Here is a 14,605-nt window from a genome sequence, read left to right on the forward strand (position 1 = left end):
TGTTTCCTTTATTCGTTATCGTTAGACCAATCAATACTGTATAAAAAGGTTTGCCCGCGACGCTTACAGCATTTATAAGGACGCCATAACGCCCAGGCATAATTGCCTTTTTCAGATAACATTGTCGGTGGCGTATCAGGGAATGCACTGCAAGATTGTTGCATCTCGGGGAAAAGTTGTTGCCATTTATGATTATTGGCATTGCCTTCTTTGACAGGCCTTAGATACCAAGTCCCCGCACCGCCTGTTCTAGCCACAGGTTGATAAATATGGACTTGCCCGGTGCGGGTAACAATGTCAGCAACACGCTGTGCAATAACGGCGGATGCCTTATAATCATCAACTTGTGTTACCGCACCACTGCGAGGAAATATATTTCCCCACATCTCCAACTCTGAACGCACCTCACGCATTCCCGGTGTGAGTGCTTCGGGGTAAAACATCTCGGGCAAATTTTGTTGCCAAGCAAAATAGTCTAAACTGCTTAAAAAATACGGCATAAATGGGGTTGTCTGAGTTTGGCAATAATAGCCTGTACTTTTTAACAAGTTGCCAATCGCCCCTTGAGGATGGCCAAGTGCGGTGGCATTTTTGAAGGTAAGTTGGCTGTAATTTTTTTGTGGGGAGCGATACTCACCGCCTTTGACCCCTTGAGTTACCACATTCATTTCCGACCACGGGTTTTGCCCATCGTGGTTATAGGCAGATACGACCATTTCCGGTAAAAAGTGGCGTACTTTGGTTGAGGTTCTAACCTTACAACCGAAATAAGTGCAAAATAACCAAAAACAGGTGCCAACCACTTTGTAGTCTAAACAACCGGTTGAAGCACTTGATGCCATAATGGTTGCCGTATTAATCTCACCTTGTACCGTTGTGGCAAAGGTCAGTGCAGTACAAAGTGCGGTCAGTTTTTGAGGGTATTTTTGTATCACCTTATTTCTCCCCTTTTTGAGATATCCATTGTTCCCAAAGTGTTATTGCCTGTTGCACATCAGTCACGCCATAAACCACCGCTTGACCGAGTTGTGGACTGTCAAATAACACAGCGGGTACTTTGCGAATGCCCATTTGCCAACCCAAAATTACACCTTGATAAGCCTGTTGTAATTCGCGAATTTTTGTTTGGCTATCGGGACGTTGAAAGAACGCTTTGGCTTGATTTTCCGCTTGTGCCGGATTGGAACTTAAAGTTTGGCTAAGCTGTTCTTCCCATTGTTCTACACTGTCGAGATGGTAAAGGCGGTGAGCTAATTGAGCATTTTGAATAGGGTAGGCTTGCGTGCTGAAAACAGTAATATTGACTTCGCTTGGAAGCTCAGCCCAAGCAGATATACTTATGCCCAAACAAAAAAGGAGCGTTCGCTTTATCATGACCTTTTACCAAATGAAAGAGAAATAGCTCAACCTTAGCGGACTTCCAAAATGAACTGAATAATTAATTCTCTTTGAAATAAAAACAATTATTCTGAAAAAAAATTGTAAAAAAGGATTTTTCATAGAGATGAATTTTGTATAATGAGTTTATTAAGTCGGCTACATCTGTAGCCCTTAAAACGTTGCAGAACGCCTGAAATAGCAACGGACTAGCCCGCTGTGGTAGTTGTGTTCATTGCCGAAATAGCCTCAGCATTCTGAAAGAGGTTTCAGTGATTACACTGTGAATGTGTTTTTTATCTCACCTGTTCAGGGAAAAATATCCCTGCCGGGTATTTCTCCTTGAACGTATTTTTAACGTCAATGGAGAATTCATTATGAATAACTCACTTCCTTTCGATCCTTTTGGGTCATCTCAACAACCTGAAAAAGCCCAAAAATCTGTTTCCTATATTGTAGGACGTGGTTTAGGCAAAGTGGTCGTTTTTGCACGAAACAAATTATCCGGCGTTAGCCAAGCAGTTCATCACAGTATTGAAGACGATGTTCAGCGACGTTTGGCCGAGCAGGAAGCCTTTCACGAAATGTTGCATCAGCAACAAGAAATTTCGTATTGTGAAGAAATTGAAAAACTTAAGCGACGTCATTTAAAAGTTGTCCTTTCAATGAGTTTAATCGGCTTATTGATGGGGGCGTTGTCCGCCGCTATCTTATTTTGGTATTACTAAACTGAGGTTTAGTTAACCTTGCTACTTCCTTTGGGGAAACACATTTTCCCCGGAAAGGAAGATTGTGTTTCCCTGATAAGTTAGAGGAGAAACACAATGAAGGTAGATATTTTACTTTCGGCAATCGGAGATTATATGCCGAAATATCAACAATCCGGGATTAAGCCACATCAAGCCTTAGCCGATGAAATTATTCAGAAGGCGAAAGTAGCATGGGTGACTCGTCAACCCGGTGAAAGTGCGGTCATATTTTTGCAAAAAATGCCGGCAAAACACGGCTTACATTTTCGTTTTTTGGAGGTAACTCAGAAAGATGAAAATACCTTGTTGGTCTCAGGAGGGCGAACAAGATGAGCATCAAAAAAAGTATCAGTAATTTACGGCCTGAAGTATTTAGTCGATTGAGCAATGATTTACGAAAGTCGGCATATTTAATGGGGGTTGGTATTGTCGGGATTGTGTTACCTTCCGATAATATCTCCTTCCTTGAGGGCTTTTTACTCTTTCTTTTTGGTTTAATTATGTGGATAATAGGGCATATCTGTGCTAATTATGCCACGATCAAGGCAAAGAATCTAAAAGGAGATACAAAATGAACTGGGCACTTTTCTTTATGTTAAGCTCATTTACACTTTTAGTTGGCACGTTTGTCGGACTTGCATACTGGGCGAGTTGGGACGAGATTAAGGCAGATTTAATGCGTGATGATAAATCGTCAAGCGTTAAAAAAGCCTCTGAATCCCATTCCTCTTCACAATAACACCTTAGCGATAACCGCTTAAGGTCTTTTCTTTTACCCCAAAGGGAAACAGAGTTCCCTTTGGGAAGCGTGTTTCCCTTTTTTATTTTGGAGAAACACAATGAACATTTTACACACTTATTTTGACAATAAATTAGTTGAAGCAGGCTTTCCAAGTGAATTAACTATTGAAAGTTCACTTTCTTATAGCCAAGGCGATGGTGTTGCTTTTTATGGTCGGCTTTATTCTGATGATTGGATTAATTTGTATCAACACATTTATCCTGAAAAAACAGAGAAAGCCTATCGCCGATTTGCATTTATTGCCGAATATATCGGGGCGAATGAGTATTTCAATGTGCTTGAGATTACGCGTAATCATTTCGGTTATCGTTATTCACATTATAATACGATGACGCTTGATGCTCGTCCGGCGGAAGAAGCGTTTTACTTTCGAGGTATTCGCAACAAAGATAAAGCCATATTCAGAGAAATCTGGGACAACTTTATTGCGGATTTAGGTGAATATATTAAAGGCACCTCAATAATGCTGGAACGTCTCGGTTATCGTTTGCTGGAGTCGATGTATATTGAACCGGAAGAAAAACGTCGCACCATTAACACCAAACAGTATCGCATTGAATTTACAGTTGAACCCGTGCCTTTTCATTATGGCTATTTTAGCTCAGAAGATTTTGGCTATGAAGATACCAATAAATTTTGCGAAGCAATCTTGAGCGGCATGAAAATCGTTGATTTAAGCGCCACGGTATATCACAAAGAACTCAATATTCAAATGGGTGAGAGTTCTTTGAGTTGGTGTACTTACTTGAGTAAGGATACCGCTTACGGGGGTAATCGACGTTATTTAATCCTTGATGCCATTCGTGAAGCGAGAACCTTTGCACAAAAGTTGACGAGTTTAACGCAATTACGTCAACCTCAATAAATTAACTTCCTTTTCAACCCAATCGGGGAACATCTCCGATTGTGGAGCGGTTCCCCTTTTTATTTAGGAGAACAGCTATGAAAAATTCAACACAGAAAAAAGATATTTACCAAGAAATTACTGATCGCATCATCAAATGCTTAGAAGAAGGGGCTACCCCATGGTTAAAACCCTGGAATAGCCCTGATTATAACCTTGCGTTGCCTAAGAATGCAGTATCCGGTCGCTTATACTCCGGCGTCAATATATTACTTCTTTGGATGGCAAGTGCTGAAAAAGGTTATAAACAGAGCAAATGGCTCACCGCACAGGCGGCAAATAAATTAGGCGGTCACGTGCGCAAGGGTGAAAAAGCTACTATTATTGTAAACTATCGCCCGGTTGATCGAGAAAAACTTGATGATGAGGGGAATACAATATTGGATGATGATGGTAACCCAGAAATGGAGCATTTTGCTCTACTTAAAAGACATGCTGTATTTAATATTGAGCAATGTGATGGACTACCAAATTCAATGTATGAAACTGAACCGGTAAAAAACTCAGATACCGGGACAGTGCAATACACCTTATTTGCTGAAATTCGGCAGATGATCAAAGGGATGGATTTGGATGTAAAAATTATACCGGGTAATCAAGCATTCTATCGTTCCTCCGAGGATAAAGTAGTTATGCCGGAAATGAAACAATTCAATTCAGAAACCGGTTTTTATGGCACATTACTTCATGAAATGACACATGCAACAGGGCATCCAAAACGCTTAAATCGTGAAGGTATTGCGTCCGGTAAAGCTAAATTTGGTAATAAAGTTTATGCTTTTGAAGAGCTTGTTGCTGAAATGGGTAGCGCATTCGTCTGTGCTCATTTAGGTTTCAATGAAGTACCACAAAATGCAGCTTATATTGGGAGCTGGATTAACGTATTAAAGGAGGATAAACGCGCAATTTTTAAAGCCTCCGGACTTGCACGTAATGCGTGTGAATACATGATGGAGGCGCTTAACGTTCAGCAACAATACGAAAAATATTTTGCTGAGGCAGCGTAATAAAAATTGAGGAATATTGCAAATTGCAACCCTCCTTTAACCCCGTGGGGATACATTTATCCCTTTGGGCATAGTGTATCCCTTTTTTTATTGAATTGGAGTACACTATGCCAATTGTTTTAACTTATAGAGGTTACAAAATATACTTTTATTCAAATGAGGGATTACCATTAGAGCCTGTTCATGTTCATATTGATAAGGCAGGTAAAACAGCAAAGGTATGGTTAAACCCAATATCCGTAGCATATGTCTATGGTTTTTCGTCAAAAGAGATAAAAGAAATATGTAACTATTTACAAAAATATGAACATTTTATCGTAGAGGTGTGGAATGACTTTTTCAACATTAGCGATAGCCACTAAAGTATCCATTAATCAGGATTCATTTCAAATTACCTTGCAAGATGGAAGAGTATTAGGTGTACCTTTTAATTGGTTTCCTAAATTACAAAATGCTTCTCAAGCGGAAAGAGAGAACTATGAGCTATCTCCAACAGGAGAAGGCATTCATTGGTGGGAGCTTGATTTGAATTTATCTATTAATGGATTGTTACAAGGAAAACGCGAGTTTAATCCTGATTGGTCAATGAAAGATTATCTTATTCGTAAGGGGCTAACGTTGCCATCAGCCTAAAACGCTATTAAAGATTAAGGAATATTGGTTGCAATATTCCTTTAACCCCAAGGGGATACATTATTCCCTTGGGCATAGTGTATCCCTATTTTAATTAAAAATAAGGAGCATTATGTTCAGGTTATTTAAACCTCCATTTGAAATTTCGACTTTGGAAGCATGGTCAAAAATGAGTGATGATATCGCAAAAGTTGCAATTCTAGCTGTTCCTGTTATGCTGTATAGCAATTACAGTTTAGGTTTTAGAATATTTAATATTGTATTGCTGAGCGTAGTTGTAATGGCATTTTTGACTGTTGGACGATACTTTCGACAAGTTATAATTCGCTTATCAGAGGAGAAATAATGTGAACCCTATTGGATTATCTGTAGGTTTAGCGATTTTAGCAATTATAGGCTGTTTAGCCGCTTATGGGGCTTCAAAACTCGAAGAATCTACTAGAAAACAGCACGATGACTTAAAAGCTAAGAAATTAGGCTCAAGTCATTAATTTAACTTAAATATACGACACTTCGGTGTCGTATATTCTTTTCACCCATGGGGTACATTTACCTTATAGGCATAAGGTATACCAACAATAAAATTATAATTTGGCAGCAACCACTTTTTTAGTCAAAGTGCAGAAATAATGGCTAAGAGAATTTACAATGACTTATTTTGCTGTTAATTCAAATTTTTTCCTTAACCAATTAATGAGGTAAAATCACAACTTCAACATCAATAACATATCATCAATTGGTGAAGGTTGAAAACCATAATTGAGATAGAATTGTTTTGCTTTATCATTTAAAGCGTGTACGAGCAAAGCTCTTACTCCAACTTGTTCTGACACAGCTCTTGCTCGTAGTACAACATCTTTAAGTAATGCAGCACCTAATTTTTTTCCTTGATGTTTTATATCTATAGCTAATCTTCCTAAAACAACAACAGGAATAGGCTCAGGCATATTACGTCTTAATGCTCCGGATACAAACCGATGCGTCACTGAACCTGCCGCTAGTGCATAGAAGCCAACAACGACATTTTCATTGCAGATCACAAATGTTCTACTTGCTCGGTTTTGCCGGTTTTTAAGTGCATGACGTTTAAGCCAAATATTTAATGACTCTTCACCACAATTAAATGCATCTAAATTGTGATGATGTGTTAATAGCTCAGGTGCTGAATACATTTTATGATTCCCAAGGTGAATGAGTTGCCATTAATTTTTCCAACCCGGCATTAGGTAAATTAGGCTGTTCAAGTACTTCAATAAAATGATTGAATTTTCCTTCATCAAGCTGAAAAACTGTTCTGTCTAAAATCACGTTTTGTGCATAAGTGCAAGCAACATCAAGCATAAAATCAGAACGTGTTTTTCCGAGTAATGAAGCGGCATAATCAATTAAGTCACGTTGCTTTGGCTGGACTCGTAGGTTAATTGCAGCGGTACGCATGAGAATCTCCATAGTTTATTAATACACAATCAATACACAAATTATAATGTATATCTATTGTATATTCAATGGTATGATATGGTTTCACCACTATTGGTGTTCAAAAATTGTTGAAGATTAAGTTTGGGCTTCTATTTTTAAATGAATATTGAGGTTTGCTAATGGAAAAAACAGTTTGTGAGCCTCATTAGAGAAAGGAATGAATCCAAATTGTTGATAAAAATCCATCGCACTTTGATCTTTGGCATCAACAATCAATGCATAAGCAGCAATATCAGAACGAATAATGCGTTTTAATGCATTACCGAGTAAAGCCTTTCCTAAACCATAGCCTTTTACTTGCTTGTCAACGGCTAAGCGTCCAAGTAAAACCGCCGGAACACTAGGATAACGGGGTAATTTTTTCTTAAGGTTCTCAGGGAGATCGACAAGAGGAATGCTTGTTGAGGCTAAAGTATAGTAGCCTAAAATACGTTTATTTTCATCAATGACAGTAAAGCAAGAAGCAATACGCCTTTTGATATCTTGTGAAACCGGTTTTTGTAAATAGAGATTCAAGGGACGTGAGCCACAATCAAATTGATCTCGTAGACAGTCTTTATCAAATGCGGTGATCCGGATAGGGGGGAGCATTATTCCCCCAATAATGATGTACTTAAATGAAGTGCTTCTTGCATTTTTTGATTTGGCGAAGGAGGGGAAATCAATGCTTCTGCAAAACACTGCTGATCAGCGATAGAAAGATGAATAAGTTCATTTTTTTCCACGGTTTTTTTCGCTGCCGACAGTGCCGCACTAATCACAAAATCACTTAAACTGCGTCCTTCAAGGGTTGCGGCACGCTTTAATAAGGATTGTATCTCAGTATTAATTCTTGCTTCAAATCTCGCTGTTGCTGGCATAACATTATCCTCTTTTTAAGGAATTGATTGTACGGTGTTTGTGTGTACTTTTCAATGGGGATTTTATAAAAATAGGTAACCATATTCAATATGTGGTAAATGATGAATCATACATAAATCACCTATTTTTTGTTGAGAAATCGGAATTAATGCTCCTTTCCATACCTCTGTTTGATATGGTTCGGCACTTATTACAATACCTTTTTCATCTACTTTCAGTTTCGTAAAATCTTGCCATTTATCTTCTAGTGTAATTTCATAGCCTTTCATAAATACTCCTTTAAAAAATCATCCCTATAATTGCAAAGATAATAACTCATAGTGTTCTCTCCTGTTCCTTATTTAAGGAAATTTCAGGCTTTTTTTCGGCTATTTCCTTTTTTTCGCAACTTCATAGGCAAGTTTAGGATAGTCCTTTTGCCACTGCGGATAGATTACCTGTAATTCACGTTCTATCGAACGTTGTACGGAATCTTTGAGTAACCGGGTAATGGATTGATAATCGCCCTTATCTGCGTTTGCTAGCGCGTTGTAATAGTTTTCCCTATCCGTCGGCTCAATAATGGCGATACTGTATCCGGCATTCATCAGTTCAAGATTCATAATTAAACGCCCGGTGCGCCCGTTGCCATCAACGAAAGGATGAATCCCAACAAAATCCGCATGGAGTTTCGCAATTCGTTCAAGTGCCGGCGTTTGGTTTTCTTTATCCAGGCGATTTTGTTCAATCAATCGTTCCATGGCGTTTTGTAACAAATAAGGCTGTGGGGGAATATGCTCCGCACCTTGAATCGTTACCGGTACACTGCGGTATTTGCCGGCATAAATTTCTTTCTCTGTGCCTTTCAGTAACAACGCATTAAATTCTTTAATATGGCGTTCGGATAGTGATTCTTTCTCTTTCACTATATCCAATAGGTAATTAATGGCTTCTCTGTGGTTGATTACATCCAGGTGATCTTTAAACGGTTTCCCCTTGGCCGTAATCCCATTTTCCAGTAATACCCGGGTTTCAATTAAAGTGAGCTGGTTGCCTTCAATCGCATTAGACGCTTGGTTATAACGCAACATAAAATCATCTTGTAAGGATTTTGCTGTAACAGGATCAAGTGGGCGCTTTGAATCCAATATTTTTTTCAACTCATCTACTGTAGTCATTTATACTCCTTGCATAAAAACATATTTATTCATAAATGCTTTTATGTAAAATTTTATTGTGTATATGTTAAAAATATTTTCTGTACTTAAATATTTTTATAGCATACCTTTATCTTGTAAATCTTGAGTAAGTAAATTATTAAAATACTCTTTAAGTTTAATATCATTGAGTAAAGCATACTTTTTAGCAGCTTTGTAAACATTCACGGGAATCATGATAGTTGTTCTTTGTTCTACTATGCTTACTTCTTCCTTTAACTGTGGCATAGCCGTTTTTTCAATGCTACCCATAGAAAGCCCGGATTTACTTAGTGTGCCTTTTGTTAATTTACTCATATTGAACTCCTAGTGCAGTTAAAATTTCATTTGTGATTTGATTAATCTCTGCTTTCGCTTCTTTAGACTGACTTTCAAAAACCGTATTACCGGAACTTAAGACTTCTGCATAGCTGACGCGTACCGCCGTACTACCCTTTAATAACGGTATTTCAAAGTTTTCGTTGATAAATTCAATAACTTCTTTAGCTAAATTTGTCTGCTTGCTTATTCGTTTGACTGATGACTAACCCGGCTTTGAGCTTATCATCAATTTGCATACGTGCTTGCACTAGCTCTATCGAATCTTTGCATGCCCAAATATCAAATTGTGATGGTTTCAGTGGGATCAGAATGTAATCGGCAAGTTTAATCGAATCGGTCATGGCTTTTTCAATACGTGGCGCACCATCAATGATTAAAAAATCCGCTTGGCGACCAAGCGCACGGATTTCTTTTTCGGAGAGCCCTTTATCACAAGCAAACACCGGGAAAAAATCATCACCGGTAAGCGCATTCTATTCACGCGCGGATGCTTGCGGATCGGTATCAATCAATGCAACATCAAAGCCTTTAAGTTGCAGACAACGAGCAATATTGATTGATAAAGTGCTTTTACCGCTTCCCCCTTTCTGACTTAGTACAGATATAACTTTCATTTGTCACCTCATAAAAACATATTTACATTTTTATGCTTATAGTAACACAATAAAAACATAAAACAATAAATATGCTTTTATTTTTTTCAATAAAAGCATAAATAAATATTTATGCTTTTATGTTAAATTTATTTCAAATTATTTAAATCACAAGTACTACGTCTAAAAAGATGTTTTTTAGTCTCGCATTTTACCGATAGGGCATTATTGATTGAGCTATCATTTGAATCAGGACAAAGTTTTAAGAAATTTTTCCGTTTCTTTAATGTGTCTTTCCATTTTTTAGCTTTGATAGAATAAAACTTTTTAAGTGGAGGATGACATTCTGGTGTTTTCGCCGCATCCTTTGGTGAGGATAAGCAGAGTAGAACTTCACAGGCGGTTTTAGTATCACCAGTTAATTCATCTACAGCATAACTTATCTGACTTATACTGCATAATGCAAGACAAATATTAGATGGGGTTCGTCTATCTAAATTACATATCGTTTTTAATGAAGACACCGGCTATGTCTATATAATTCAAGAGTTTGATAAAGAGAACTTGTGTTATGTTTATTTATCTTCCAGTTTTTATTTAAAAGGAGAGTATGGTTCTAGCGGATTGGATAATGCGGCTAGGTTTGTTTTATTTTTGTTAGCATTAGATAAAATAGAGTCAAATGTTATCATTAAGGGGTATACGATAAAAAATAACGTGCCAGCTAATCAACGATTGCTATCTTCTCAGTCCCTAAGTCTTCCCAAGTTGCAGTAGAGCTTGCGAATAAGCTAAAAGGTCAAATGTCTTTGATTTCGTTTTTTTTACATGCTAAAATGTCAGAAATTATATTTGTTTTTATGACTAAAGGACTAAATAATATGACTACCACTCAACAAATTAAGAAAAAAATTAATCATTTTAAGCAAGGAGAAATTTTTTCATCTAGAGACTTTCTAGAGTTTGGAAATAGAAGCGTAATAGATAAAACACTTTCTCGAATGGTTCAAAAAGGTGAAATTGAACGAGCTGCTAGAGGACTTTTTTTCCGCCCTATAAAAAACAGATTTGTCGGTAATGTTCCAATTAATATTGAAGCAGTAATAGAAGTTATTTCTCAACAAAATAGTGAAACGATACAAGTTCATGGTGCAGAAGCTGCAAGACAGTTTAACCTTAGTACACAAATGCCAACAAAAACTATTTTTTATACTAATGGTGCAACCCGAAAAATTAAGGTTGGTAATAAAGAAGTGCAGATGATACATACCTCCAATCAAAGAAAACTTCAATATGCCGGAACCAAAATAGGATTGGCAATATCCGCATTATGGTATCTTGGACGTAATCTAGTTACTCCTTCAGTGATTTCTACGTTAAAATCGTATCTTAGTACTGAAGAGTTTACTACGTTAAGAAATGCGAATTTAACAAATTGGATGTACAATGTTATTAGTGAAACAGAATTACAAGTATAGATAATTATGGGAAAAGAATCATATTTTGATATATCAACTAATGAACAGAGAGAAATTCTCCAATACTATAGTGATAAATTATCTATGCGTGATATTGTCCTTGAAAAGGATATTTGGTTATGTTGGGTTTTAGATATTATTTTCAATATTCCAAATAGACACCCTATGGCTTTCAAAGGAGACACTTCATTATCTAAAGTATTTGGAGCAATTAATCGATTTTCAGAAGATGTTGATATTACTCTAGATTATCGTTTTTTTGATATTCCCGGTTCATTCTCTCCTAACATGAGCAAAACTAAGGCTAAATTATTTAGTGAAAAACTTAAAGAGGCTGTTAAAGAATATCGAAATGGCGTGGTTGTTCCGGCGTTAAAATCTGCTCTAAAAGAATTACCACAGGCTTGTTATTTAAATACTGATGATTCAGGTGAGAAAATTTGGATAGGTTATCCTTCTGTATTGTCAACAAGCCAGTCTAACCAATATGTGAAGGAAGATGTTTTGATTGAGTTAGGCGGACGTAATGTCATCAATCCCAATGAGACCCATGTCGTTAGACCTTATATTGCGACAGAAAATCAACTTGTTCATTTTCCAAAACCCAATGTTGTCGTTTTATCTCCACAGAGAACTTTTTGGGAAAAGGCCACACTAATTCATGTAGAATGTCGCCGAGGAATAAGACAAAATGCGGAACGTTTATCAAGACATTGGTACGATTTAGTCAAATTATATGAACAAGATATAGGTAAGTTAGCTATTGATAATTATGATTTACTAAAAGATGTTGTAGACCACAAGTCTATTTTTTTCAATTCTAGTTATGCGAATTACGATGATTGCTTAAATAATAAGTTTATATTAATCCCAAATGAAAATAATCTATTAGAGTTACAAAAAGATTATAATGAAATGCATAATGCGGGAATGATCTATGATAGTAATACATTCACTTTTGAATACGTCATTGATAGAATGAAAGAGATTGAAATGAAAATAAACTCATATAAAAATTAATTCAATAAATTTTTGTCTTTTGACAAGGTAAATGCCTTTCGGTCGTAAAATAAGGATAGGATTCGAAGAAGCAAACTAAGGTCAACTTATAATAAGTAATATTTCAAGCATTCATTAAAAACAACATTCTTACCATACATTACATATTTTTGAAAAGCTGTTACAGGCGTATGAGAAAAATTTGAAGACGGCCGGATCTGTAATTATTGGCAAGTTTTAGCAGAAGATGAATGGGAAGAGATGATTATAGAAAAAGATAACATTGAAGCAGAAGAATAAAAATAAACCCCAATCGCTTAAATTGGGGTTATCGCTTTCGCAAAGGGGCCAGCTAATCAACGATTGCTATCTTCTCAGTCCCTAAGTCTTCCTATATACTAATCAGTGTTGGATCTTCTGATATAGTCTATCCCAGCTTTGCATATCTTTATCACTTGAAATAAATTTTAGATTATGAATTTTAGCCGTTGAAAAAATGGATTATATCAAAATTGTGTTTATCAATTTTCTTAGTCTCTTGACCATGTTGATTACGTTCATATTTTTCAAATCGAAACAGTTCACTTGCTAAATTCGTAATTTTATGATCAATATTAAGTGATGAAAATGAAGCAATGATTGTTTTTACCTTTTGATAAGTTTCTTTATCTTCCCAAGAAAGACCACGTAATACTTCATAGCTAATTAAGGGAGTAATGAAAACGACGGCATTTTCATCTTCCATTAGCATTCTTAATTTTCTAGCTTACTCACTGCCTTTATCATTTAAGGCATCAATAAGAATATTTGCATCGAGTAAAACGCCACTCATTTTATGCTCCTAATAAATCTAAGATTGCTTTTTTAGCACGTTCTTGATGTTTAGCTGTTGTTGAACTAATTTTGATTTGATTCAGATCGATATCAAAAGCCTCTTGTAGGAGATCAATTAGAGCAAAATTACTTGCATTAGGAATATCTTCATTAATAATCTTACTACCTTCATGCACTAGGCGAGACGCAGAACCGGTATATAGCTGAGAGAGAATTAAAGAAGAATGTGTTGTTATGATAAAACGAGTGTAAGGAAATACTTCAGATAGAATAGGCAAAATTTTCGTTTGCCATTCTAAATGTAGGTGACTCTCTATTTCATCAATTAATACATATCCTTCGACATTTTCTATCTGTCGGCTATTTGTGAAAAATGAATAACCTGCAATAATAGATTGGATTATTTTTATCAGTGATGCAAAGCCACTACTGAGAGCACTTAGTTTTGTTTTTTTTCCATCAACTAGAATGGAGACTTGATTATCTCCTGATATTTTTAACGTTGATTTATCACAACTAATTCGCTCATCAATTTTATTTAAAATCTTCAATAACGATATTAATTCTAACTCTCTATTATCTTCTTCATCTTGATAACTTGTTGACGAATTTGCACGTTGAATAATCCATTCTTCAATAGGCATATCCATATTGAGAGATGAAAAATCATTTTCCATAGAACGAATAATATGTCTGAAATAGTTATATGCACGTGTATCAGCATTTCCTAAAGGTGAAATACTATTACTGTTTTCACTCTTTATTTTTCCTCGATTTTGTGCAGCAATAAATATAACAGGATAGGAGTGGGAGAGTTTATTGTTAGTGAAAAATTGATTAATACAAGTATAACTTTCAGTATTATCTATACGAATCACCTGCTCATTAGCAATCAAGCATTCATTAAAAACAACATCCTTACCATACATTGCATATTTTTGAAAGGCTGTGTTTGTAAAGATTAATAATGTATAGAGTGCTTCAAGTGCTTTTGTCTTCCCGATACCGTTTGTACCTATCAATACGTTAATTGGATTGTCTGATAATGTTAATTCAAGTTCGTTTATACCCTTAACACCTTTGAAGTTGATATTCTTTAAGGAAAGCATTATTTATCCTATCTTAAATCTGTTAGTGATATGCTTATACTACGCCATTTAAAAAGTTTGTAAAGGCTGGATCCTCATATTTCATAAGGGATTATTAGGCTTTTTTGTTTACAATACAAAGATAATTGAGGATTGTTACTTACATAAATTTAGAGTAAGTATTTTCCCCAAAAGGGAAAAGGCTTAAGGGAAATCCCCTAAGGGATTTAAGGGTAACCTTTCCAAGGGGAAAGGTCTTACCCGAAAAGGCCAAAGGGCTAAAT

Annotated in this window: 25 protein-coding genes and 1 pseudogene; 12 read left to right on the forward strand and 14 right to left on the reverse strand. The window is 36.2% G+C overall.

Going from position 1 to position 14,605, the window contains the following annotated elements; genetic code table 11:
* Nucleotides 1-8: 8 nt before the first annotated feature.
* Together CFY87_RS00310 and CFY87_RS00315 are read right to left on the reverse strand one after the other, a co-directional pair.
* Nucleotides 9-911: a TIGR03756 family integrating conjugative element protein gene (locus CFY87_RS00310; RefSeq protein WP_236757320.1), complete on the reverse strand. Its 903-nt coding sequence runs from the start codon at nt 909-911 to the stop codon at nt 9-11.
* A gap of 25 nt (nt 912-936) precedes the next feature.
* Complete coding sequence (locus CFY87_RS00315; RefSeq protein ID WP_236757304.1) at nt 937-1,347, reverse strand: TIGR03757 family integrating conjugative element protein; 411 nt, start codon at nt 1,345-1,347, stop codon at nt 937-939.
* A 407-nt stretch (nt 1,348-1,754) separates the two neighbouring features.
* On the opposite strand from CFY87_RS00315, the gene CFY87_RS00320 reads away from it, so the two are divergent.
* The 10 genes from CFY87_RS00320 (at nt 1,755) to CFY87_RS11610 (ending at nt 5,963) form a co-directional block, all read left to right on the forward strand.
* Nucleotides 1,755-2,105, forward strand: coding sequence for an ATP-grasp domain-containing protein (locus CFY87_RS00320; RefSeq protein ID WP_094945338.1), 351 nt, complete (start codon nt 1,755-1,757; stop codon nt 2,103-2,105).
* 96 nt (nt 2,106-2,201) lie between these two features.
* Nucleotides 2,202-2,459, forward strand: coding sequence for a hemophilus-specific protein (locus CFY87_RS00325; protein WP_236757305.1), 258 nt, complete (start codon nt 2,202-2,204; stop codon nt 2,457-2,459).
* Nucleotides 2,456-2,701 carry a hypothetical protein gene (locus tag CFY87_RS00330; RefSeq protein ID WP_011609922.1) on the forward strand — a complete coding sequence of 82 codons (246 nt, stop codon included), beginning with the start codon at nt 2,456-2,458 and terminating at the stop codon, nt 2,699-2,701. The genes CFY87_RS00325 and CFY87_RS00330 overlap by 4 nt, the downstream gene beginning before the upstream one ends.
* Nucleotides 2,698-2,865 (forward strand): hypothetical protein, encoded by a 168-nt coding sequence (locus CFY87_RS11605; protein ID WP_157856879.1) that lies wholly within the window; start codon nt 2,698-2,700, stop codon nt 2,863-2,865. Before CFY87_RS00330 ends, CFY87_RS11605 begins: the two co-directional genes overlap by 4 nt.
* A 100-nt stretch (nt 2,866-2,965) precedes the next feature.
* The gene (locus CFY87_RS00335) at nt 2,966-3,793 is read left to right on the forward strand and encodes a hypothetical protein (protein WP_094945339.1); all 828 of its coding nucleotides are present in this window, start codon (nt 2,966-2,968) and stop codon (nt 3,791-3,793) included.
* Between the two features lie 77 nt (nt 3,794-3,870).
* Complete coding sequence (locus CFY87_RS00340; RefSeq protein ID WP_094945340.1) at nt 3,871-4,839, forward strand: ArdC family protein; 969 nt, start codon at nt 3,871-3,873, stop codon at nt 4,837-4,839.
* A gap of 107 nt (nt 4,840-4,946) precedes the next feature.
* Complete coding sequence (locus CFY87_RS00345; RefSeq protein WP_094945341.1) at nt 4,947-5,201, forward strand: DUF4160 domain-containing protein; 255 nt, start codon at nt 4,947-4,949, stop codon at nt 5,199-5,201.
* Entirely contained in the window at nt 5,170-5,472 is a 303-nt protein-coding gene (locus CFY87_RS00350; protein ID WP_075294105.1) for a DUF2442 domain-containing protein, read from the forward strand. Before CFY87_RS00345 ends, CFY87_RS00350 begins: the two co-directional genes overlap by 32 nt.
* 112 nt (nt 5,473-5,584) lie before the next feature.
* The gene (locus tag CFY87_RS00355; RefSeq protein WP_094945342.1) at nt 5,585-5,818 is read left to right on the forward strand and encodes a hypothetical protein; all 234 of its coding nucleotides are present in this window, start codon (nt 5,585-5,587) and stop codon (nt 5,816-5,818) included.
* A 1-nt stretch (nt 5,819) separates the two neighbouring features.
* Nucleotides 5,820-5,963 (forward strand): hypothetical protein, encoded by a 144-nt coding sequence (locus CFY87_RS11610; RefSeq protein ID WP_158216592.1) that lies wholly within the window; start codon nt 5,820-5,822, stop codon nt 5,961-5,963.
* A 213-nt stretch (nt 5,964-6,176) separates the two neighbouring features.
* Here CFY87_RS11610 and CFY87_RS00360 read toward each other — a convergent pair whose 3' ends face one another.
* From CFY87_RS00360 to CFY87_RS00400, 10 genes and pseudogenes are all read right to left on the reverse strand, one after another.
* A complete protein-coding gene (locus tag CFY87_RS00360; protein WP_094945343.1) occupies nt 6,177-6,644 on the reverse strand; it encodes a GNAT family N-acetyltransferase in 468 nt (155 codons plus the stop codon).
* A 1-nt stretch (nt 6,645) separates the two neighbouring features.
* Nucleotides 6,646-6,909, reverse strand: a complete 264-nt coding sequence (locus CFY87_RS00365; RefSeq protein ID WP_011609927.1) for a type II toxin-antitoxin system TacA family antitoxin — start codon at nt 6,907-6,909, stop codon at nt 6,646-6,648.
* Between the two features lie 117 nt (nt 6,910-7,026).
* A complete protein-coding gene (locus tag CFY87_RS00370; RefSeq protein WP_236757306.1) occupies nt 7,027-7,467 on the reverse strand; it encodes a GNAT family N-acetyltransferase in 441 nt (146 codons plus the stop codon).
* Nucleotides 7,468-7,541: 74 nt separating this feature from the next.
* Nucleotides 7,542-7,811 (reverse strand): type II toxin-antitoxin system TacA family antitoxin, encoded by a 270-nt coding sequence (locus CFY87_RS00375; RefSeq protein WP_094945345.1) that lies wholly within the window; start codon nt 7,809-7,811, stop codon nt 7,542-7,544.
* A 63-nt stretch (nt 7,812-7,874) separates the two neighbouring features.
* Nucleotides 7,875-8,081, reverse strand: coding sequence for a hypothetical protein (locus CFY87_RS00380; RefSeq protein WP_094945346.1), 207 nt, complete (start codon nt 8,079-8,081; stop codon nt 7,875-7,877).
* A 46-nt stretch (nt 8,082-8,127) separates the two neighbouring features.
* Nucleotides 8,128-8,969: pseudogene (locus CFY87_RS00385) on the reverse strand (Fic family protein).
* Between the two features lie 96 nt (nt 8,970-9,065).
* The gene (locus CFY87_RS00390) at nt 9,066-9,305 is read right to left on the reverse strand and encodes a hypothetical protein (RefSeq protein ID WP_094945348.1); all 240 of its coding nucleotides are present in this window, start codon (nt 9,303-9,305) and stop codon (nt 9,066-9,068) included.
* A 185-nt stretch (nt 9,306-9,490) separates the two neighbouring features.
* Nucleotides 9,491-9,772 carry a hypothetical protein gene (locus tag CFY87_RS12005; protein WP_172539980.1) on the reverse strand — a complete coding sequence of 94 codons (282 nt, stop codon included), beginning with the start codon at nt 9,770-9,772 and terminating at the stop codon, nt 9,491-9,493.
* A 30-nt stretch (nt 9,773-9,802) separates the two neighbouring features.
* Entirely contained in the window at nt 9,803-9,943 is a 141-nt protein-coding gene (locus CFY87_RS12010) for a ParA family protein (RefSeq protein ID WP_236757307.1), read from the reverse strand.
* Nucleotides 9,944-10,071: 128 nt separating this feature from the next.
* Nucleotides 10,072-10,446: a TrbM/KikA/MpfK family conjugal transfer protein gene (locus tag CFY87_RS00400; RefSeq protein WP_236757308.1), complete on the reverse strand. Its 375-nt coding sequence runs from the start codon at nt 10,444-10,446 to the stop codon at nt 10,072-10,074.
* 357 nt (nt 10,447-10,803) lie between these two features.
* On the opposite strand from CFY87_RS00400, the gene CFY87_RS00410 reads away from it, so the two are divergent.
* Both CFY87_RS00410 and CFY87_RS00415 read left to right on the forward strand, forming a co-directional pair.
* A complete protein-coding gene (locus tag CFY87_RS00410; protein ID WP_094945666.1) occupies nt 10,804-11,400 on the forward strand; it encodes a DUF6088 family protein in 597 nt (198 codons plus the stop codon).
* Between the two features lie 6 nt (nt 11,401-11,406).
* Nucleotides 11,407-12,420 (forward strand): nucleotidyl transferase AbiEii/AbiGii toxin family protein, encoded by a 1,014-nt coding sequence (locus CFY87_RS00415; protein ID WP_094945349.1) that lies wholly within the window; start codon nt 11,407-11,409, stop codon nt 12,418-12,420.
* Nucleotides 12,421-12,880: 460 nt separating this feature from the next.
* Here the strand turns inward: CFY87_RS00415 and CFY87_RS12015 are convergent, their stop codons facing one another.
* Both CFY87_RS12015 and CFY87_RS00425 read right to left on the reverse strand, forming a co-directional pair.
* On the reverse strand, nt 12,881-13,144 hold the full coding sequence (locus CFY87_RS12015; RefSeq protein WP_236757309.1) for a PIN domain-containing protein: 264 nt from the start codon (nt 13,142-13,144) through the stop codon (nt 12,881-12,883).
* Between the two features lie 88 nt (nt 13,145-13,232).
* Nucleotides 13,233-14,342 (reverse strand): AAA family ATPase, encoded by a 1,110-nt coding sequence (locus tag CFY87_RS00425; RefSeq protein ID WP_094945350.1) that lies wholly within the window; start codon nt 14,340-14,342, stop codon nt 13,233-13,235.
* Between the last annotated feature and the right edge of the window lie 263 nt (nt 14,343-14,605).

The sequence above is a fragment of the Actinobacillus seminis genome, assembly GCF_002263215.1.
GTDB classification, from domain to species: domain Bacteria; phylum Pseudomonadota; class Gammaproteobacteria; order Enterobacterales; family Pasteurellaceae; genus Actinobacillus_B; species Actinobacillus_B seminis.